General features: G+C 41.7%; 19 protein-coding genes. 18 read left to right on the top strand and 1 reads right to left on the bottom strand.

Translation table 11 applies throughout. The annotated features are described in order from the left end of the window. Window positions 1-156 precede the first annotated feature (156 nt). The 6 genes from tgt to J7338_RS18575 all read left to right on the top strand — a co-directional run bounded on the left by tgt (window position 157) and on the right by J7338_RS18575 (window position 7055). Complete coding sequence (gene tgt, locus J7338_RS18600; protein ID WP_210798480.1) at window positions 157-1284, top strand: tRNA guanosine(34) transglycosylase Tgt; 1128 nt, start codon at window positions 157-159, stop codon at window positions 1282-1284. A 26-nt stretch (window positions 1285-1310) separates the two neighbouring features. Further along, window positions 1311-1649 (top strand): preprotein translocase subunit YajC, encoded by a 339-nt coding sequence (gene yajC / locus J7338_RS18595; protein WP_210798479.1) that lies wholly within the window; start codon window positions 1311-1313, stop codon window positions 1647-1649. Between the two features lie 22 nt (window positions 1650-1671). Continuing rightward, a complete protein-coding gene (secD, locus tag J7338_RS18590; protein ID WP_210798478.1) occupies window positions 1672-3531 on the top strand; it encodes a protein translocase subunit SecD in 1860 nt (619 codons plus the stop codon). A 9-nt stretch (window positions 3532-3540) separates the two neighbouring features. Further along, complete coding sequence (gene secF, locus J7338_RS18585; RefSeq protein ID WP_210798477.1) at window positions 3541-4488, top strand: protein translocase subunit SecF; 948 nt, start codon at window positions 3541-3543, stop codon at window positions 4486-4488. A gap of 155 nt (window positions 4489-4643) precedes the next feature. After that, window positions 4644-5174, top strand: a complete 531-nt coding sequence (locus tag J7338_RS18580) for a hypothetical protein (RefSeq protein ID WP_210798476.1) — start codon at window positions 4644-4646, stop codon at window positions 5172-5174. A gap of 90 nt (window positions 5175-5264) precedes the next feature. Then, a complete protein-coding gene (locus tag J7338_RS18575) occupies window positions 5265-7055 on the top strand; it encodes a GGDEF domain-containing protein (protein WP_415837831.1) in 1791 nt (596 codons plus the stop codon). 191 nt (window positions 7056-7246) lie between these two features. Here the strand turns inward: J7338_RS18575 and suhB are convergent, their stop codons facing one another. After that, entirely contained in the window at window positions 7247-8050 is an 804-nt protein-coding gene (gene suhB / locus J7338_RS18570) for an inositol-1-monophosphatase (RefSeq protein ID WP_210798474.1), read from the bottom strand. A 245-nt stretch (window positions 8051-8295) separates the two neighbouring features. Between suhB and J7338_RS18565 the strand changes: the two genes are divergently transcribed. From J7338_RS18565 to nagP, 12 genes are all read left to right on the top strand, one after another. Further along, window positions 8296-8661, top strand: a complete 366-nt coding sequence (locus tag J7338_RS18565) for a four helix bundle protein (protein ID WP_275074503.1) — start codon at window positions 8296-8298, stop codon at window positions 8659-8661. A gap of 131 nt (window positions 8662-8792) precedes the next feature. Continuing rightward, window positions 8793-9515 (top strand): tRNA (cytosine(32)/uridine(32)-2'-O)-methyltransferase TrmJ, encoded by a 723-nt coding sequence (gene trmJ / locus J7338_RS18560; RefSeq protein ID WP_210798472.1) that lies wholly within the window; start codon window positions 8793-8795, stop codon window positions 9513-9515. 240 nt (window positions 9516-9755) lie between these two features. Beyond that, on the top strand, window positions 9756-10247 hold the full coding sequence (gene iscR / locus J7338_RS18555) for a Fe-S cluster assembly transcriptional regulator IscR (RefSeq protein ID WP_210798471.1): 492 nt from the start codon (window positions 9756-9758) through the stop codon (window positions 10245-10247). A 23-nt stretch (window positions 10248-10270) separates the two neighbouring features. Further along, window positions 10271-11488 (top strand): IscS subfamily cysteine desulfurase, encoded by a 1218-nt coding sequence (locus tag J7338_RS18550; RefSeq protein WP_210798470.1) that lies wholly within the window; start codon window positions 10271-10273, stop codon window positions 11486-11488. 40 nt (window positions 11489-11528) lie between these two features. Then, on the top strand, window positions 11529-11912 hold the full coding sequence (iscU, locus tag J7338_RS18545; protein ID WP_210798469.1) for a Fe-S cluster assembly scaffold IscU: 384 nt from the start codon (window positions 11529-11531) through the stop codon (window positions 11910-11912). A gap of 9 nt (window positions 11913-11921) precedes the next feature. Further along, complete coding sequence (iscA, locus tag J7338_RS18540) at window positions 11922-12245, top strand: iron-sulfur cluster assembly protein IscA (protein ID WP_064668139.1); 324 nt, start codon at window positions 11922-11924, stop codon at window positions 12243-12245. 94 nt (window positions 12246-12339) lie between these two features. Then, window positions 12340-12867 carry a co-chaperone HscB gene (gene hscB / locus J7338_RS18535; RefSeq protein ID WP_210798468.1) on the top strand — a complete coding sequence of 176 codons (528 nt, stop codon included), beginning with the start codon at window positions 12340-12342 and terminating at the stop codon, window positions 12865-12867. 51 nt (window positions 12868-12918) lie between these two features. After that, the gene (hscA, locus tag J7338_RS18530) at window positions 12919-14781 is read left to right on the top strand and encodes a Fe-S protein assembly chaperone HscA (RefSeq protein WP_210798467.1); all 1863 of its coding nucleotides are present in this window, start codon (window positions 12919-12921) and stop codon (window positions 14779-14781) included. An 11-nt stretch (window positions 14782-14792) separates the two neighbouring features. Continuing rightward, entirely contained in the window at window positions 14793-15131 is a 339-nt protein-coding gene (gene fdx, locus J7338_RS18525; protein ID WP_016710654.1) for an ISC system 2Fe-2S type ferredoxin, read from the top strand. Between the two features lie 130 nt (window positions 15132-15261). Continuing rightward, window positions 15262-16689, top strand: coding sequence for an NAD-dependent succinate-semialdehyde dehydrogenase (locus J7338_RS18520; RefSeq protein WP_210798466.1), 1428 nt, complete (start codon window positions 15262-15264; stop codon window positions 16687-16689). A 313-nt stretch (window positions 16690-17002) separates the two neighbouring features. Then, window positions 17003-19651 (top strand): family 20 glycosylhydrolase, encoded by a 2649-nt coding sequence (locus tag J7338_RS18515; protein WP_210798465.1) that lies wholly within the window; start codon window positions 17003-17005, stop codon window positions 19649-19651. Window positions 19652-19906: 255 nt separating this feature from the next. Further along, entirely contained in the window at window positions 19907-21202 is a 1296-nt protein-coding gene (gene nagP / locus J7338_RS18510) for an N-acetylglucosamine MFS transporter NagP (protein WP_210798464.1), read from the top strand. Window positions 21203-21973: the final 771 nt, after the last annotated feature.

Raw genomic sequence — 21973 nt, 5'->3', positions numbered from 1 at the left:
TTTCTTAAATCAGTTGAGAACCCAGCAAAATGCTGGGTTTTTTTACTTTTAATTTCAGCTTTTAGCCCAATTAATAGTAATGCCATAGTAACTAATGGTAGAATCGAGCGGTTAAATTATAGCTTGTTGGACTGTTTTTCTGACATTGAGGATGATATGAAATTTGAATTAGACCGTACAGACGGTAAAGCCCGCCGTGGCCGCTTGATTTTTGATAGAGGCGTAGTAGAAACTCCAGCATTTATGCCAGTAGGTACTTACGGTACTGTCAAAGGTATGACCCCAGATGAAGTCAAAGACACTGGTGCGCATATTTGCCTAGGTAACACCTTCCATTTGATGCTTCGCCCTGGTACTGAAATCATCAAGCAGCATGGTGGATTACATGGTTTTATGAATTGGGATAAACCAATTTTAACCGACTCAGGCGGTTTTCAAGTATTTAGCTTAGGCGCAATGCGTAAAATTTCTGAAGAAGGTGTATTATTTAGCTCGCCAGTCAATGGTGAAAAAATCATGCTCTCGCCAGAAAAAGCCATGCAAGTGCAACGCGACTTAGGCTCAGATATCGTGATGATTTTTGACGAATGTACGCCTTATCCAGCCACTGAAAAAGAAGCAAAAGAGTCAATGGAGTTATCACTTCGTTGGGCTAAACGTTCAAAAGAAGGTCATGGTGATAACCCATCAGCCTTGTTTGGTATTATCCAAGGCGGTATGTACCCTGAGTTACGTGCGCAATCACAAGCCGGATTAGAAGAAATTGGTTTTGATGGTTATGCACTTGGTGGTTTATCTGTGGGTGAGCCTAAGAATGAGATGATTAACATTCTTGATCACTGTGCATACAAAATGCCAGAGAACAAACCGCGTTACCTTATGGGCGTAGGCAAACCAGAAGATTTAGTTGAAGCTGTGCGTCGCGGTATCGACATGTTTGACTGTGTAATGCCAACCCGTAATGCCCGTAATGGCCATTTATTTATAACTGGTGGCATCGTTAAAATTCGCAATGCAGTACATAAAACAGACACCGGTCCACTGGATCCTGAGTGTGATTGCCATACTTGTAAGAATTATTCCCGCGCGTACCTACATCATCTTGATAAATGTAACGAAATTTTAGGTGCACGACTAAACACCATTCATAACTTGCGTTATTATCAGCGTGTTATGGAAGGTTTACGTAATGCGATTAGTGACGGCAAGTTAGATGAATTCGTAAATGATTTTTATGCACGCCGCGGCCAAGATGTGCCAGAGCTTGCAGATACTACAAATTAAATTTTAAAAATTAAAGAGGAAGTGTTATGAGTTTATTTATTTCAAACGCCCACGCAAGTGCGGCAGGTGCAGCTCCAGCCGGTGGTGGTTATGAGATGTTAATTATGCTAGCTATTTTTGGTCTAGTATTTTTCTTCTTAATTTACCGTCCACAAGCTAAGCGTGTAAAAGAGCATAAAGCGCTAATGAACGCGATGGCTAAAGGCGATGAAGTATTAACGCAAGGTGGTTTAGTGGGTAAAATCGCTAAAATCTCTGAAGATAAAGACTTCATTGTTATTTCACTTAACGACCAAGCTGAAGTAACTGTACAGAAATCTGCAGTTTCAGCAGTATTGCCGAAAGGCACAATGAAGTCGCTATAATAACAATAATAAGGACGCCCACGTGTTAAACAAGTTTCCATTATGGAAGTATTTACTTGTTCTAGCTGTGATTGCGATAGGTCTTTTGTATGCCTCTCCTAATTTGTATGGTCGTGATCCGGCCATACAAATTTCAGGTACTAAAGGAACTGATGCAGATCTAGCTGTAGTAGACAAAGTAAACGCGACCCTCAAAGAGCACAATGTTACTGTAAAATCAGTTAAGTTCGAAAACGGTCAAGTGTTGATCCGCTTTAAAAATGTTGAAGAGCAGCTTAAAGCGCAAGATTTATTGCGTGATTCGTTGAGCGACGATTACATCTCAGCCATTAACATGGCCCCGGCGCAACCTCATTGGTTAAAAGCCCTTGGCGGTAATCCAATGAAATTGGGCTTGGATTTAAGTGGCGGTGTTCACTTTACGATGGAAATTGACATGGTGACAGCGGTTGATAACGCGCTGGAACAAATGGAACAAGACTATAAAAGTGATTTACGTGAAGAAAAACTACGCTATCGCACCGTTCGCCGCGTAGCTGGTACTGAACGTCTTCGCGTTGAAATGCGCAGTGACGAAGATAAAGACGCTGCAGAGCGCTTCTTACAGTCACGCTACCCATTACACAACTACATTGATGATAGCTCTAACGATAACGCGTTTTATGCCACCATCAGCGAGCAAAAACTCAAAGAAATTCGTGACTATGCTATCAAGCAAAACGAAACCATTATCCGTAACCGTATTAACCAAATCGGTGTTGCTGAGCCTAACGTACAACGTCAAGGTGCAGAGCGTATTATTGTGCAGCTACCAGGTGTTCAAGATACTGCGCGTGCGAAAGAGATTTTGGGTGCTACAGCAACCCTTGAGTTTCGTGAAGTAGACGAAAATGCCGATCCAACGGCAGCAGCGCAAGGGCGTATTCCGCCTGGTACTGAAATGATCATGAGCCGTGATGGCTACCCAGTGGTACTTAAAAAACGCATTATTCTCGAAGGTAGTCACATTACTGGTGCGCAATCGGGTGCCGATGAATACCAACGTCCGCAAGTAAGTATTAGCCTTGATAGCAAAGGCGGCGCGAAAATGAATGCTTTCACTAAGCGTGCTATTGGCAAGCGTATGGCAACGGTATTTATTGAGTACAAGCCTTCTGGTAAAACAGACGAAAACGGTAAAGCGCTACCACCAATTAAAGTGGAAGAAGTCATTAACGTGGCAACTATTCAAGCGCGTCTTGATCGTTCGTTCCGTATCACCGGTATTGATAACCCTGCAGAAGCGCATAATTTAAGTTTACTACTACGTGCTGGTGCTTTGGTTGCGCCAATTCAGATTGTAGAAGAGCGTACGGTAGGACCAAGCTTAGGACAAGAAAACATTGAAGCGGGTATGACTGCGGTTGCATTAGGCTTCTTGTTTGTATTGATCTTTATGTTGGTTTATTACAAAGGCTTTGGCTTAGTCGCTAATATTGCTCTCGCTGCTAACTTAGTATTGATTGTGGGTGTAATGTCACTGATCCCAGGTGCTGCATTAACACTGCCAGGTATTGCCGGTATTGTATTAACAGTCGGTATGGCCGTTGATGCTAACGTACTAATTTTTGAACGTATTCGTGAAGAACTTGCTGACGGTCGTAGCCCGCAACAGGCCGTTCATCATGGTTATGACAGCGCCTTTAGTACGATTTTTGATGCTAATATTACCACCTTAATTGCTGCAATTATCTTATTCGCAGTGGGTACAGGTCCGATTGCAGGTTTCGCAGTAACACTTGCGATTGGTATTATCACCTCAATGTTTACAGCCATAGTTGGTACCCGTGCGGTGATCAACTTATTTATCGGCGGTAAGCGCGTAGATAAGCTGTCAATTTAAGGAGCAAATATGCAAATTTTAAAATTAGGCGGCAGAACTTTAGGGTTTATGTCGCTGCGCAAAGTTGCTATGAGCATCTCAACGCTACTTATTTTGGCATCGTTCGCATCGTTCTTCGTTAAAGGTTTAAACTTTGGCTTAGATTTTACGGGCGGTACTGCAGTAGAAGTAGGTTTTGCACAACCAGCAGACTTAAAGAAAGTACGTTCAGTGTTAGCTGAAAATGGTTTTGCAGATGCATCAGTACAATTGTTTGGTTCAAGCCAAGAGATTTTGGTTCGCTTAGCACCGCGCGGTGATGATGTTAAAGCCGAAGTCATTGGCAACCAAGTAATTGATGCACTTAAAATAGCAGACGATAGTGTGGTAATGCGCCGCATTGAATTTGTTGGCCCAAGTGTCGGTGAAGACTTAAAAGAGCAGGGTGGCCTTGCCATGTTAACTGCGCTTATTTGTATCTTGATCTATGTGGCATTTCGCTTTGAGTGGCGTTTTGCGGTTGGCGCGGTAGCGGCGCTGTTACACGATGTAATCATTACTCTTGGCTTGTTCTCAGTATTAGGCTTAGAATTCGACTTAACTATATTGGCGGCAATATTGGCAGTAATAGGTTACTCACTTAACGATACTATCGTTGTATCTGACCGTATTCGTGAGAACTTCCGCAAAGTACGTATCGACGATACTGTTGAGATAATTGATATTTCATTAACGCAAACACTTAACCGTACTCTAGTAACTTCAATTACCACTATTTTAGTGTTAATTGCCTTGTTTGCTTGGGGTGGCCAAACGATTCATGGTTTTGCTACAGCGCTGTTATTTGGTGTGTTTATTGGTACTTATTCTTCAATTTATGTTGCTAGTGCCGTTGCGATTGCGATGGGCGTAAGTAAAGAAGACTTAATACCAGAAGTGATCGAAAAAGAAGGTGCCGACTTAGATCCTATGCCATAGGAATTACTCTAATTAGAGTGACTAAGTTTGTATAAAAAAACCGCTCAACGAGCGGTTTTTTGTTTTTATGCTGCGCAGCTTTAATTGTTGCTATTTATGAAATTAAATTTTCCCTATAATAGCCATTATTGATTAAGTATTGGTGTAACTAACTAATGTTAAAGCCACTTGTAGTCGCTAGTAGTCTAATTATTGTTAGCGGATGTGATAATAACTTAACAGCTCAACAAGCTGAGCATGTTGTGAAATCTTCACAATTAAGTGCATTTGAACAATACCCATATCAAGCTAATACCTTGCTTAATAATATTCGTGCGAGAAAGGATCCAGCCAGCTTAGAGGAAGAATCCGCAGAGCTAGTCACTTTATCGCAGGCCTTAATTAAAGAGCTTGTCGTTAAATATCCACAATGCACAGCATACTTAGATGCGTTAAGTGAAGTGGCAACTGTGATTGCTTCATTGCCGTTGGCTGAAATCGAAAGCGGGTATCACAGTGATGGTAAGCTGCCTAAATTTGATGATCCTGTGTGTTATCACGCCAAAGACTTACTCGTTCACTCGGTAACAGTGCAAGCGAGTACACGCTTGGGACTCGCTGATCAACACGCTTATCAAAATGCGGAGCTTGATATTATTGAAGTCATAGCGCATTTTGAGCAGGTTGCACGGGCATTAAATAACTAACTCATTATTCAGTGCAACACACTGTGCTGCCATAAAATTGTCATACGCTCTTGCTACTTTAACCGCTCTTAATGAAGTTATGGGTTAATAATAGTGAGTGATCGGCTTGGTATATTAGAAAATATATTAAAAAACAGTGAAGTTACCACGTTATTTCAACCCATCTTTGATATTGCCGAGCAGCAAATATTAGGTTACGAAGCGCTTAGCCGTGGCCCTAAAGGCTGTCCACTTGAAATGCCTAATGCATTATTTAGTGCAGCGGTAACCTTTGATAAAATCTCAGAACTTGAGTTGTTGTGCCGCTCTAAAGCAATCGAAAACTTTGTAAAACTGAAGCTGCAGGGTAAGTTGTTTTTAAATGTCAGCCCGAAAACTTTACTTGATCCCTGTCACCCTAAAGGTGAAACATTACACCTTGTTGAACAATTTGGTCTAGCTGCTAATAAAGTGGTGATAGAGGTGACTGAGCAAGAAAAAGTGGATGATGGCTTTTTATTATTGAAAACCATTGCTCATTATCGCAAGCTGGGCTTTTCAATCGCGATTGACGACTTAGGTGCGGGTTATTCAGGGTTAAAGCAATGGTCAGAATTATGCCCTGATTATGTAAAAATTGATCGCTACTTTATTGATCATTGCGACGAAAGTGTGGTTAAAAAGGAATTTTTAAAATCCATTATTGAACTCGCTAAAGTCACTAAAACAGCGGTGATTGCAGAGGGAATAGAGCGCCCTGAAGAGCTTAGTTTACTTGAAGGTCTTGGCATTGTTCATGCGCAAGGGTTCTTGCTTGAACGGCCAAGCTTACGGCCAAGTTCAGAGTTTAACTCAGATCAATTGCAGCAGTTAAATTTTACCCCACTAGCGGATCAATTTGAGCAGTCAATGGCAATAGGTTGGCTGGCTGTTGAGCAAATGCCTATCGATAGCCATACCCGTTGTAAAGATGCCCATAATATCTTTGAAAAAGATAAAGCAATTGTTAGCATAGCTGTCATCAACCACGATTCGCAACCGATTGGACTATTACATAAAGATCAGCTGACAGAGGTTTTTGCAGCGCCTTATGGTCACGCTTTATATGATAAGCAACCCGTCACAGCATTAATGCATAAGCAACCCTTGGTGGTTGATGAAAACCAGCTACTTGATACCGTAAGCCAGCAGATCACAGAAAATGACTTTGATATTCGCCGACATATTATCATTACACGCGCCGGGCAATATTTGGGCCTTGCGCCGCTTCGCGATATTTTAAAACATATTACCGAAGAGAAAATACGTCATGCCCAGCATGCTAATCCACTCACAATGCTACCTGGTAATGTGGCAATAAATGAAGCGATAGAACATAGGCTAAGAGTAAAACATGGCTTCGCACTCGCTTATATCGATTTAAATCACTTCAAACAGTTTAATGATTTATATGGTTACGCCAGTGGTGACAGCGTTATAAAATTGCTCGCGGATGTGACTACGCAGGCATGCAGTAACATACCAAGCTTTGTTGGTCATATTGGCGGCGATGACTTTATGGTGGTGTTTGATGGTGATGATGCCGAGTCAGTTTGTAATCAAATCATTAGTGATTTTGAGCTAAAATCACGGGCCTTTTTTACCCCAGAGCATATTGCCAGTGGCGGCTATTGGGCCAGCAATCGAGAAGGTGAAAAACAATTTGTACCACTGCTAACATTATCAATTGGGGTTGTTGAGCCCGATTTAGAGCAATGCACTAACAGTCATCAAATTGCGGCATTGGCAACCGATGCCAAAAAAGAAGCGAAACGTTATCGTCACAGTTATCTATTTTTATGTAAACGACGTGGCCCCGCGCTTGCGGTTGTTCGTTTAAGCCCGGAAAAGCACGTAATATGAAATAACTTTAAGGGGGGGCTGTTTTACTTGAGTATTTATTCACCAGCGTGTAGCTTTATTTAAACCTAAAAGGTAAGCACGCCTAAAACTAGAAAATAATTATTATGACTAGCTACTTTTCCTCACTTATTTCACTTTTAGCATTAAAAAAGGAGCCTAAGCTCCTTTTTATAATTTACTCGGGCTAATAATTAGCGAAGTAACGCTTCAGTTAAAACTGGGCGGATCTCACGAATGATTGCTTGAGTCAGTTTTGGTGCGCCACAGATAAGGTTACCGCTGTGGCTATAGTTATTACCGCCAGCAAAATCAACAACCATACCGCCAGCTTCCTTAACCATTAGCTCACCAGCAGCGCTGTGCCAAGGCTTTAAACCAATCTCAAAGAAACCGTCAGCACGACCCGCAGCAACATACGCCATATCTAATGCTGTACAACCTGCACGGCGAATATCGGCAGTATGAACAAACAATGCTTTAAATGCTTCAGTGTAAGCATCCATGTGGTGTTTGTTTTTATACGGGAAACCTGTAGCAAGTACAGTGCCTGATAAAACAGTTGTCTTACTTACACGAAGACGTTTACTGTTTAGCTGTGCGCCTTGACCACGAGAAGCAGTGAAAAGCTCGCCACGAATTGGATCGTAGATAACAGCTTGGTCTAAACGACCTTTAACTTTAAGTGCGATAGAAACCGCGTAATGAGGAATGCCTTTGATGAAGTTTGTAGTGCCATCAATAGGATCAACAATCCATTGGTAATCTGCATCTTTACCTACATGCTCACCTAGCTCTTCACCAACAATAGAGTGAGTAGGGTAAGATTGTAAAATAGTGTCGCGAATTACGGCTTCGGCTTCTTTATCAATATTCGTTACTAAATCATTAGTGCCTTTTTGTTGCACTTCAACTTTTGATAAATCTTCGCCAGCGCGAAGTAAAATTTTGCCTGCGTTACGCGCAGCGCGAACCGCAATGTTTAACATTGGATGCATGGTATTACCTTTGGGTTGTAAAAGAACGTGTATATATTTCTATATATTTCAGCCGGCGTATTCTAGCGATTTTTGACACAAAGTAAACAATAAACCCCAAAAAGTTTTGAGTGTTTTTTGTACATAGCTGTTTGAGAAGAGGTTTATTAGTATTGTTTTCCGTCAGCCGTCAGCCGTCAGCCGTCAGCCGTCAAAGTTGGGCATTTGCATTTTAAAGTTATCGTTCCTATATATTAACCATGCTTGTGAAATGGTTAATATATAGGAACTTTGAGAACCTTGAAGTATGGAAACGATCAGCAAGATTAAGTGCAGATATTTATAAACTTACAATCGATCTTAATGATTTTGGCTTTAGAAACCAGTTAACGCGATCTGGTCTATCAGTTCCTAGTAATATAGCAGAAGGTATGACTCGCGAAAGTGATAAAGAGAGGTTGCGGTTTTTAGATATATCCAGATCTTCATTAGCAGAAACGAGAACACAGATTTATATAGGAATAGATATTAACTACATAAATAAAGATATTGGTTTGCAGTGGATAAATGAAACTGTTGAGCTATCAAAAATGTTGACAGCTCTAAAGGCTAAAATAAAAGCTGATAGCTGATAGCTGATAGCTGATAGCTGATAGCTGATAGCTGATAGCTGATAGCTGATAGCTGATAGCTGATAGCTGATAGCTGATAGCTAACATCCATGTTATAATTCGCGCAATTTTTTGGTATGAGTTAAACAGTAATGATCTTAGACGACATCCGCATTGTTTTAGTAAACACCTCACATTCAGGTAACATCGGCTCAGCGGCGCGCGCGATGAAAACCATGGGCTTATCAAAACTGTATTTAGTTGATCCAGCGTGTGAAGTTGATAGCCACGCTAGTGCATTAGCGGCTGGTGCAACTGATGTGCTAGGTAATGCGGTAATCGTTGACACAGTTGCAGAAGCGATTGCAGGTTGCGCGCTAACTATTGGTACTAGCGCACGTTCACGTACTTTATCGTGGCCGATGGTGGAACCACGTGAATGTGGTGAAAAGCTAGTTGCTGAAGCTGTTACTGGTCCTGTTTCATTAGTGTTTGGTCGCGAAAACAGTGGCTTAAGTAATGAAGAGCTGCAACTGTGTAACTACCATGTGTGTATCCCTGCCAATCCTGAATACAGCTCGCTTAATTTAGCAATGGCTGTGCAAACGTTATGCTATGAAACGCGTATGGCGTTTTTAAATCAACAACCCAAAGTAACGCAAGTAGATGATGCTGTGTATCCAAGCTCAAAACAAACCGAGTTATTTTACGAACACTTAGAACAAACCTTACTCGAAACAGGCTTTATTATTAAGCAGCATCCGGGCATGGTAATGACTAAGCTACGTCGTTTATTTAACCGTGCTCGCCCAGAAGATGCAGAGCTAAATATTTTACGCGGTATTTTAACCTCAATAAATAAGTCTACTAAATAAGCGAAAGTTATAAGACTAATACTTGACTAAATTACTCAGGTAATTACAATGAACACAGTACTTGACTAAAATAGTCGGGTATTGAAGTGTTTTGAAAGCTCTAAGCTCTAAGCTCTAAGCTCTAAGCTCTAAAACTTACAACTTACAACTTACGACTTACAGCTCTAAAGCTACGTCATAATAATACTTGACTATTTTACTCTGGTAATTAAAATTTGCACTCTTTAGTGCGGGGGCTCTATGAAGTTAACATCAAAAGGCAGATATGCCGTCACAGCGATGCTGGATGTTGCGCTACATACACATGTAGGGCCAGTTCCCCTTGCCGATATTTCAGAACGACAAGAAATTTCTTTGTCGTATCTAGAGCAGTTATTTGCCCGATTACGTAAAAGTGGTTTAGTTAGCTCTGTGCGTGGCCCAGGTGGGGGTTATCTACTTGGTCGTGAAACGCATGCTATTTCGGTTGGTGATGTGATCAACGCTGTTGATGAATCAATAGATGCAACCCGGTGCCATGGTGCAACGGGCGGCTGTCAAAGCGGTATGCGGTGTTTAACTCACACCTTATGGTCGGATCTAAGTGCTCGAATAGAAGACTTTTTAAACGGTATTACCCTTGCTGAATTGGTGGAAAAATCAGATGTGAAGGAAGTTTCATCTCGCCAAAATAACAGCGTTAATAATGCACTTAAGCAATTGGAAAATATTCAAGTAAGCTGCCAACTATAAGTTGGCGTCCAGCGGAGAAAGAAATGAAGTTACCGATTTATTTAGATTATGCAGCAACCACGCCAGTTGACGAGCGTGTTGCACAAGAAATGATGCAATGCCTAACAATGGATGGCAATTTTGGTAACCCTGCATCACGTTCACACCGTTTTGGTTGGCAAGCTGAAGAAGCGATTGATCAGGCACGTACTGATATCGCAGATCTAATTAACGCAGACCCACGTGAAATCGTTTTTACGTCGGGTGCGACAGAATCAAACAACCTTGCAATCAAAGGTGCAGCACAGTTTTACAAAAAGAAAGGTAAGCACGTTATTACCGCTAAAACTGAGCATAAAGCAGTGATAGACACATGTCGTGAGTTAGAGCGCCAAGGTTTTGAAGTTACTTATATGGACGTTGAAGAAAACGGCCTGCTTGACCTTAAAAAGCTTGCACAAACTATGCGAGACGACACCGTATTAGTAAGCATCATGCACGTAAACAACGAGTTAGGTGTGATTCAAGATATCGCGACTATTGGCGAAATGTGTCGTGAACGTAAAATTATGTTTCACGTTGATGCCGCGCAAAGCGCAGGTAAAGTGTTAATTGATGTACAACAACTTAAAGTTGATTTTATGTCATTCTCAGCACACAAAGTATATGGCCCGAAAGGTGTAGGTGCTTTATATGTTCGCCGTAAGCCACGTGCTCGTTTAGAAGCACAAATGCACGGTGGCGGTCATGAGCGTGGTATGCGCTCTGGTACTCTTGCGACACACCAATTAGTTGGTATGGGCGCTGCGTTTAGAATTGCTAAACAAGACTTTGAAAAAGATCATGCACACATCAGCGCGCTGCGTAAGCGTTTAATTGATGGCATTATGGCTGATATGGATGAAGTGTACTTTAACGGTACACCGGATCAATCAGTACCAGGAATTGTTAACATCAGCTTCAACTTTGTTGAAGGTGAATCGTTATTGATGGCTGTTAAAGACATAGCTGTATCATCAGGTTCAGCCTGTACTTCAGCAAGTTTAGAGCCTTCTTATGTATTACGTGCGCTTGGCCGCAACGATGAATTGGCACACAGCTCAATTCGTTTCAGTATTGGTCGTTTTACTACCGAAGAAGAGATTGATTATACCGTCAATTTAATGAAGAACTCTATCGGTCGCTTACGTGAGATGTCACCTCTTTGGGAAATGCATCAAGAAGGTGTTGATTTAGATTCAGTTGAATGGGCTCATCATTAATTGATGAGTACATCCGCTAGCAGGTAATGAGGATAGTATAATGGCGTATAGTGATAAAGTAATCGATCATGTTGAAAACCCACGTAATGTAGGTGTTTTAGACAAAAATGATCCATCAGTAGCAACCGGTATGGTTGGCGCACCAGCATGTGGTGACGTAATGAAGCTGCAAATTAAAGTATCAGCTTCAGGCGTGATTGAAGACGCTAAATTTAAAACATACGGTTGTGGTAGCGCAATTGCTTCATCATCTCTGGTAACAGAGTGGGTTAAAGGTAAGACTTTAGATGAAGCTGCAATGATCAAAAACACTGATATCAGTGCTGAGCTTGAGTTGCCACCAGTGAAAATTCACTGTTCAATTTTAGCTGAAGATGCAATCCAAGCAGCAATTGCAGACTATAAAAGTAAACAAGCGAAGTAAGAGATAATCATGGCAGTGACATTGACAGATGCGGCAGCAAACCGCGTAGAATCATTTTTAGCAAATCGCGGTAAAGGCCTAGGCCTGCGCGTAGGCATTAAAACGACGGGCTGTTCAGGTCTTGCTTATGTTCTTGAGTTTGTTGACGAGTTAACTGACGGCGACGAAGTATTCGAATCCCAAGGGGTGAAAGTAATCGTTGACGCTAAAAGCTTGGTTTATATTGATGGTACTGAGCTTGATTACACCAAAGAAGGTTTGAATGAAGGGTTTAAATTTATTAACCCAAATCAAGCTGATGAGTGTGGTTGTGGTGAAAGTTTCACAGTTTAAAGATTGAAAGAACTGTATATTGAAGCCCTGCACTTGTAGGGCTTTGTTCTATCTGAATTTTAAGCCAATATGTTAATTTGGCATGGTTGGAATTATGCGCTATTTTGAATTGTTTGCGATACCCGTTGATTACAATGTGGATTTAGCAACAGTAAATAAAAATTACCTCGAACTCCAGCGTGCTGTTCATCCAGACCGTCATGCGAATGCTAGTAGCCGCGATAAATTATTAGCGGTACAAAATACGGCTGAAATCAACGACGCCCTACAAATTTTAAAGCACCCAGTAAAGCGTGCTGAATATATGCTTAGCGAACTGGGTGTTGATATTCGAGCTGAACAGCAAACCTTACAAGATCCGCAGTTTTTAATGCAACAAATGGAACTGCGTGAAGAGCTAGAAGAATTAACTGCAAGTGCAGATCCTGATGCTGCGATAGCCCAGTTTGAACAGCAAATAAAACAACTTGATAGTCAATATAGCGCGCAGTTAGCAGAGCAATTAGCAAGTAATGATGAACAGCAATGGCAGTTAGCCGCTGATAATATTCGCAAATTAAAGTTCGTGTACAAATTACGCGATGAATTAGAGCGAATTGAAGACAGTTTATTCGACGATTAATTATCTAACTTACTGAATTACATGTAAGTCAAACAAGAGTTAAAGAGCATTATGGCATTATTGCAGATTGCTGAGCCGGGGCAGAGCGCGGCACCACATGAACATAAGTTAGCAATAGGTATTGATCTGGGTACTACCAACTCATTAGTTGCGACAGTGCAAAGTGGCGAGGCCCGTACATTAACTGATGTTAATGGTGCAGCTATGCTCCCTTCGGTTGTTCGCTATCAGGCTGACAGCATTACGGTTGGTGTAGAAGCGGCACAAGCGGCTACGCAAGATCCTGCCAATACGCTCGTTTCAGTTAAACGTTTTTTAGGTAAAACTCAAGCTGAAATAGAGCAAAGCTACGGCCAATTACCGTATGATTTTTGCCAGCATGATGGCGCACTAGCCATCACTACCGCAGCAGGTAATATCAGCCCAGTCACCGCATCCAGCGATATTTTAAAAGCGTTAAAGCAACGCGCAGCAGAAAGCTTTGCCGGACAAGATATTTTAGGTGCCGTGATCACAGTACCTGCTTACTTTGATGATGCGCAGCGCCAAAGCACTAAAGATGCTGCTGAGCTTGCAGGCATTAATGTACTACGGTTATTAAACGAGCCAACGGCAGCGGCTGTTGCTTATGGCTTAGATTCAGGCCAAGAAGGCATTATTGCTGTTTATGATTTAGGTGGCGGTACTTTTGATATTTCAATCTTGCGTTTAAACCAAGGCGTATTTGAAGTATTGGCAACCGGTGGTGACTCAAGCCTAGGTGGTGACGATTTTGATTCATTACTAGTCGATCACTTTAAACGTGAAACTGGGGTAATGACATTATCACCCTCAAACTTACGCTTATTCATCAACAAAGCGAAAGCCTGTAAAGAAGCACTTAGTCAATACGCTATAGTGAATGTTGGCCTTGAGTTTGATGATGAAAAATACACGGTTGAAGTAACTCGTGACAAGTTTGAAGAACTGGCCATGGTGTTGGTTAAAAAGACACTTCGTTCGTGCCGCCGTGCAGTTAAAGATGCGGGCATTAGTAATGACGAAGTACTTCAAGTGGTTATGGTTGGCGGCTCAACTCGCATGCCAATTGTACGCAGTCAAGTTGCTGAATTTTTTAATAAAGAACCGCTTACTTCTATCGACCCTGATCGTGTAGTAGCCCTCGGCGCGGCATTACAAGCTGATGTGTTAGTAGGTAATAAGCTTGATTCAGACATGTTACTGCTTGATGTACTACCATTGTCGCTTGGTCTTGAGACTATGGGCGGTTTAGTGGAAAAGATTATTCCACGTAATACCACTATACCTGTCGCACGAGCACAAGAGTTCACTACGTTTAAAGATGGTCAAACGGCAATGTCTCTGCATGTATTGCAAGGTGAACGAGAGCTGGTTGATGATTGCCGCTCATTAGCTAAATTTAGCTTAAAGGGTATTCCACCTATGGCAGCGGGTGCTGCACATATTCGCGTTACGTTTAAAGTTGATGCCGATGGCCTGCTAAGTGTATCGGCAATGGAAAAATCAACCGGTGTACAAGCTGACATTCAAGTTAAACCATCGTTTGGTTTGTCAGACGACCAAGTCGCTAATATGCTTAAAGAATCTATGACTAACGCCAAAGATGACATGCAAGCACGTATGCTCAAAGAGCAACAAGTAGAAGCACTGCGTGTTATTGAAGCACTTTATGCATCACTTGCAACCGATAGCGCTTTACTCGATGAACATGAATTAGCTAACTTAAATACAGAAATTGCTAAACTAGTGACCGTTCGTGAGACAGCTACCGAGCCAAATGAAATAAAAGCAGCCATTGAGAAAGTTGATAACGCCAGCAGTAAATTTGCTGAGTTAAGAATGGATGCATCGATTAAAAAAGCACTGCAAGGGCAGTCAGTAGACAACATTTAAAAGAGGTTAGAATGCCACAAATTATTTTTCTTCCCCATCCGGAATTATGTCCTGACGGTGCTGCAATTGATGCACCAAGTGGTGAAACTGTACTTGATGTTGCACTTAAAAACGGTATTAGTATTCCACATGCTTGTGAAAAGTCATGTGCGTGTACCACTTGTCATTTAGTTATTCGTGAAGGTTTTGACTCACTTGACGAAAGTGACGAGCTTGAAGACGACATGCTAGATAAAGCATGGGGTTTAGAGCCTGAATCACGCCTTGGTTGCCAAGCAATTATCCGTGATGAAGACTTAATAGTTGAAATACCTAAGTACAATCTCAATATCGTTAATGAAGAGCATTGATTTAAAGCGCAGCTATAAGTTGTAAGCCTTAAGCTTTAAAGAAAACACCGCGCTCAATTTGATCGCGGTGTTTTTGTTTAGCTTACAACTTACAGCTTAAGGCTAATAGCTACACACCGGAGGGATTTCTATGTCACATCTTATATTTACTGATTCATTTATTAACGGTGAGTTTTACTCCACTGAAAAACACTTTAGTGTTGATGATCCCGCCACACAGAAAAGCATCATCATGGTAAGTGATATCGATGATGATGGGGTTCATAAAGCCATCAACGCCGCTCACGGCGCATTTATTAAACTCAAAGCTACCAATGCCACAACGCGTAGTAATGTATTAATGCGTTGGTTTGAACTGGTTATGAAGCACAAACAAACGCTTGCTGAGTTAATGACTAAAGAGCAAGGCAAGCCTCTAAAAGAAGCCCTTAGTGAAGTTGAGTATGGGGCTGGGTTTATTAAGTGGTATGCCGAGCAGGCCAAACGTAATTATGGTGATGTGATCCCCGCCACTGATGACAATCATCGTTTAACTAGTTTTAAACAGCCTATTGGCGTAGTTGCAGGTATAACCCCTTGGAATTTTCCAATTGCTATGGTTACTCGTAAAGTTGCACCAGCTTATGCCGCCGGATGTAGCTTTGTACTAAAACCCTCGGAACATACTCCTTTGTGCGCACTCGCGTTAGCTTACTTAGCTGACCAAGCCGGTTTTGAAAAAGGGGCTTTTAATGTATTGCTCTCTGAAAATGCAAAAATGGTGGGTGAGTTACTAACTGCATCTGAACTTGTTCGCAAGTTCACTTTTACCGGCTCAACGGGTGTAGGTAAGCAATTACTTGCACAATGTGCCCCTACTATTAAGCGTACCTCAATGGAACTGGGTGGTAACGCGCCGTTTATTATTTTTGATAATGCCGATTTGGATGAAGCGATAACGGGACTTATAGGGGCAAAATTTAGGAATGCCGGGCAAACTTGCGTCGCGGCTAACCGTATTTTTGTGCAGCGTAGCGTGCTTGATCAAGTTGTCGATAAATTAGCTAAAAAAGTTACAGCGCTGAAAGTGGGTAATGGGCTTGATGACGCAACAGATATAGGGCCGTTGATTTATCCTAAAGCTAAGCAAAAAGTACAAGAGTTGGTTGAAGATGCCAAAGCAAAAGGTGCGGTACAAATAGGTGATAATGTTGAGCTTGGTGGTAACTATCAAGCACCGCTTATTTTAAATGAGGTAACTGCGGAGATGGACATTTACCATCAAGAAGTTTTTGGCCCGGTGGTGAGTATCATTGTATTTGATGAAGAGCCTGAAGTTTTAGCACTGGCCAACGATGTGCCTTATGGTTTAGCTGCTTATTTTTATAGCCAAGATTTGAAACAAATATACCGAGTGAGCGAAGCGTTAGAGTACGGCATGGTAGGTATTAATGAAGGGTTAATATCAAACCCCGTCGCACCGTTCGGTGGGGTTAAGCAGTCAGGTCTTGGTCGCGAAGGTGGCCACCAAGGGCTCGACGAGTACCTCGAAGAAAAATATGTGTGTATGAAAGTTTAAAGGCAGAAGCTTTTAGCCGTCAGCCGTCAGCCGTCAGCTGAGAGGTATAATGAAAACCATGCTTGACTTGGTCAGCATGGTTTTTTATTTTTGAGCTGATAGCTGATAGCTGATAGCTGATAGCTGATAGCTGATAGCTGATAGCTGATAGCTGATAGCTGATAGCTGATAGCTGATAGCTGATAGCTTATTCTTTCAATTAATGATAGCGCTGTCATTTTATCTTTTATATGATGGAGGTGAATAAATAATAATAAATAACAGGTTACGTGGGGGAAATGCGTAGTCTAGGGTATACAACGAGGAGAGAGCAATGGATTTTAAAAAGCGAACTTTAGCAAGTTTGATCGCGATGATGCCATTAATGGCGCAGGCGCAGTTTTCGCAAAATGAAGTGAACAACTTTGCCCAAGAGACCACCCTGACATTTGCTGTGGTTGATAACTTTCATAATAAAGCCGCTGGTTTTTTAGGGACAATTACACTAAACAACCAATCTGATGTTGCACTTCCTGCTGGTGAAAGTGATTGGCAGTTGTATATTCACTCAGTTCGTAAGATCAGTACTGAGCTAGTTGCGGGTTTAAATATTGAACACGTAAATGGTGATTTACACCGCATTACCCCAACTAAAAACTTTACAGGATTGCTCCCAGGTAAAAGCTTAGAACTTGAGTTTGATGCTCAAGTTTGGGTGGTTGCCTACTCTGACTTTATGCCACGTGCTTTTTTTGTCTCAGGAGATAATAAACCGGCTATTTTTGCAAATACTGATAGCGAAGACATGACCCAGTTTGTTGCACCGTTCGAGCGTGAAAATCAACTACGCCGCTATAGTGAGCCAAAAGACTTAACTGTATTGGTTACTCCACAAGTGCGCTTTGAGCGTAATCAGCAAACGACAAGTCAAGTATCGCAACAAAACGCATTAAAGCGGATCATTCCAAAGCCACAAAAAGTCGAATTTAATCGCGGTACTGCAACACTTGATAGCAGCTGGCAGATCAGTTTCCAAGGTCAGTTAAAGAACGAAGTCATGGTGTTTATGCAAGATTTGCAAGATGACTATGGCCTGACCTTAAAAGCACAGCCAGATCACATCAAACTAGCTAAAGAAAAACTGATCAGCTTAAAAGTAAATCCACAGTTGGCCGGTAGTAAATCAGAAAGTTACACTCTTGAAATAGATGACGACCGTATTGAAATTGTTGGGAGTGATAATGCCGGTGTGTTCTATGCCATGCAGAGCTTACTTAATCTACTCCCGGCAAATAGCCATGGTACTGTAGACGTTCCACAACTTGAGATTGAAGACAGCCCTCGTTATACCTGGCGTGGTATGCACTATGATAATGGTCGCAATTACCACGGCAAAGACGCTATGTTCAAATTGGTTGAGCAAATGGCGCGTTATAAAATGAATAAACTACATTGGCACTTTTCAGAAGATGAAGGTTGGCGCTTAGAAATACCAGGATTACCAGAGCTAACTGATATTGGTGGTTATCGCTGTTTTGACCTTGAAGAAAAAGAATGTCTGTTAACACAGCTAGGCACCGGACCATTTAAATCCGGCTCAGGTAACGGTTACTTAACTCGTAGCGAGTTTATTGAATTACTAGCATTTGCTAAAGACCGCCATATTCAAATCATTCCTGAAATTGAAGGGCCGGGGCATGCTCGCGCATCAATCAAAGCAATGGAAGCGCGTTATCATAAGCTTGCCGATGAGGCGCAACGAATAGCTAAAAATAAGCTTGTGAATAAAAAGAATACGGGAAAAGAGACTCAGCAGGTAGATATCAGTGCTGCGACACAGTATTTACTGAGTGATCCAAAAGACACCTCGGTTTATATGACGGTGCAAAACTACAAAGATAACTCGATGAACGTATGTATGGATTCAACCTACGCTTTTTTAGATAAGGTTACTTACGAATTACAACAAATGTACCGCGAAGCAGGCGTTCAGCTTACTAACCTTCACTTTGGTGGTGATGAAGTAGGGGCCGGTTCATGGGTTGGCTCACCAATATGCCAAGCAATGTTTGCCGATCCAAACAATGGCGTGGCGGGGGCTGGCGATTTAAAACCATACTTTACCCAACGTGTGGCCAAGTTACTTGAAAAACGCGGGATTTCGCCTGGCGCATGGGAAGATGGTTTAATGTATGACCAAACAAACCCATTTAAGCGCGACGAATTTCCAAACAAAACCTTTACCGCGAACGTGTGGGACAATATTTGGGAGTGGGGTGTTGCAGATAGAGCTTATCGCCTTGCCAATGCTGGCTACCAAGTGATTCTATCGCATGGTACACACTTATACTTTGACCACCCTTATGAAGCTCACCCAGAAGAACGTGGTTACTATTGGGCAACTCGCTATACCGATACTAAAAAAGCATTTAATTATATGCCAGACGATGTGTATGCAAATGCCGATTACACCCGAACACGAGAGCCGATAGATAACCTTGAAGCTTTAGTTGGCCGCCCGCTACCAAAGCTTGAAAAGCCAGAAAACATCCTGGGTATGCAAGGACAAGTTTGGTCTGAAACTATTCGAACCGAAGATCAAGTATTGGCAATGATATTCCCGCGCATTCTGTCTGTTGCTGAGCGTGCATGGCATAAAGCACCATGGGAAGGCGAGCAGGTTGATCATAAAAGCCAAGAACAAGACTGGGCACAATTCTCTGCTGCAGTTGGTTTGAAAGAGCTTACTAAATTGGCCAATGCAGGCATAACTTTACATTTGCCGGTACCCGGTGGCGTGATTAACAATGGCCAGCTTGAGATTAATACGCCGTTTACATATTTAAATACCGAGTATAGTTTAGATAATGGCGCGAGTTGGCAGCAATATACAGCTCCGATCAGTGTTTCTGAACAGCAGTCTGTAGCATTACGTAGTAGCTTAGATAGCAAACTAAAAAGCAGAATTACTCATATAAATTAATATATTAGTAACTAATTACGTTTTGAAAGGGCCATAAAGGCCCTTTTTTGTACCGTTGTAAAATAAATTGTTACTAGTAATATGGTGGTAATTAACGTAAAGTTTTATGGCAGCGCTGTCATTTTTGTTTCGACATTGTCATTTAAATGTCGCCAAGGTGTTATAAAATGCAGCAGCGCTAATCGTCGATTTAAGTTTTTTGAACTGAATTGCAATAAATAATTATAACGATAGCTCGCAACAAGAAGAAGTTTTATGGAAGCCACAGTGTCAAAAATAAATAAACAAAGTAACTTTATACCCATGGCCATTGTAGCCACGTTATTTTTCATCCTAGGTTTTGCAACCTGGTTGAATGGCTCGCTTATGCCTTACTTAAAGCAAGTATTGCAGTTGACCCCGTTTCAAGCATCGCTGATTTTATTCTCGTTTTATATAGCAGTGACGTTTACAGCTGTACCGTCGGCGATGATCATCCGTAAAGTTGGGTATAAAAATGGTATGGCTATCGGCATGGGAACTATGATGATTGCAGGCTTGCTGTTTATTCCAGCGGCTAAAACTCAAGTGTTTGCACTGTTTTTATTTGCACAATTAGTGATGGGCGCAGGGCAAACATTATTACAAACTGCAGTTAATCCTTATGTTGTACGCATTGGACCCGAAGAGTCGGCCGCAGCACGCGTTAGTATTATGGGCATATTAAATAAAGGCGCTGGTGTTATTGCACCAATCGTATTCACCGCTTTAATTTTAAGTGAGTTCACAGGCCTTGTAGGTAAAGAATTATCGCAAACAGAAATTGAATCAATGGCAAACAGTCTTATCTACCCTTATTTAGGCATGGCTTTATTCATTGGTGCGCTTGGTTTTGCAGTAACTAAGATGCCGCTACCAGAGTTAATTGATGACGAAGAGCAAGGAGCAAAAGGGCAGGTCAAAGCTGCACTTGCACACCCTAGTTTGGCGCTAGGTGTAGCCGCTTTATTTGTATATGTAGCTGTAGAGGTCATTGCTGGAGATACCATTGGTACTTTTGCTTTATCACTTGGCGTTGAAAAATATAGTGTAATGACCTCTTATACAATGAGCTGTATGGTACTAGGTTATATTTTAGGTATCTTGCTTATTCCACGTGTTATTTCGCAGCAAGCGGCATTAAGTGCATCAGCTATATTAGGTTGTGTATTAACACTTGCCGTGGTATTTAGCGATACTAGTTCAGTTGTGATAGCAACAGCGCTTAGCTTAGAAGTGCAATTACCAGATACACTATTGATGATAGCTGTGTTAGGATTTGCTAATGCTATTGTATGGCCTGCTGTATGGCCATTAGCGCTGTCTGGTTTAGGTAAATTAACCAGTGTTGGTTCTGGCCTACTTGTTATGGGTATTGCCGGAGGGGCATTTGGTCCACTATTTTGGGGTCTAGCAAGTGGTGGTGTGGATTCTGCGGCGGCTCAGCAGGGTGCTTATATCGTCATGTTACCTTGTTATTTATTCATTCTTTTCTATGCTGTAAAAGGGCACAAGATGAAAAGCTGGAAATAGATAATTTCCTAGGTACTAGGAAAAGATAGTTACTTGGATAAGTTTGACAAAAATCGAGCTATTATAAACTTTGTAGTAGAACCTAGAACCTAATTTTTGAAAAGAATTTCTATAATGTAGAAATAATCCCGTGTGTAATGCCACCGAAAGGTGGCATTTTTTTGTCTGCAAGAAAGTAGCTTGCCAGCTGGCGAGAGTAAAGTTAGCGAGGGTAAGCTTTTCGGTGCTAAAGTACTCTCCTACGATGGTAGGTGTATATTACTTTGTAGGAACAGGCTTTAGCCGTGATGGTGTTATGAAGCTAGCTCTATGTTAAAGCTTTTCGGCGCTAAAGCGCTCTCCTACGATGGTAGGTGTATATTATCTGTAGGAACAGGCTTTAGCCGTGATGGTGTTATGGATCTAACTCTATGTTAAAGCTTTTCGGCGCTAAAGCACTCTCCTACGATGGTAGGTGTATATTATCTGTAGGAACAGGCTTTAGCCGTGATGGTGTTATGGATCTAACTCTATGTTAAAGCTTTTCGGCGCTAAAGCGCTCTCCTACGATGGTAGGTGTATATTATCTGTAGGAACAGGCTTTAGCCGTGATGGTGTTATGGATCTGGCTCTATGTTAAAGCTTTTCGGCGCTAAAGCGCTCTCCTACGATGGTAGGTGTATATTACTTTGTAGGAACAGGCTTTAGCCGTGATGGTGTTATGGATCTAGCTCTATGTTAAAGCTTTTCGGCGCTAAAGCGCTCTCCTACGATGGTAGGTGTATATTACTT

Origin of the sequence: Pseudoalteromonas ostreae (assembly GCF_018069805.1) — a bacterium.
GTDB lineage: Bacteria > Pseudomonadota > Gammaproteobacteria > Enterobacterales > Alteromonadaceae > Pseudoalteromonas > Pseudoalteromonas ostreae.
This window is presented reverse-complemented; position numbering and strand designations above follow the sequence as displayed.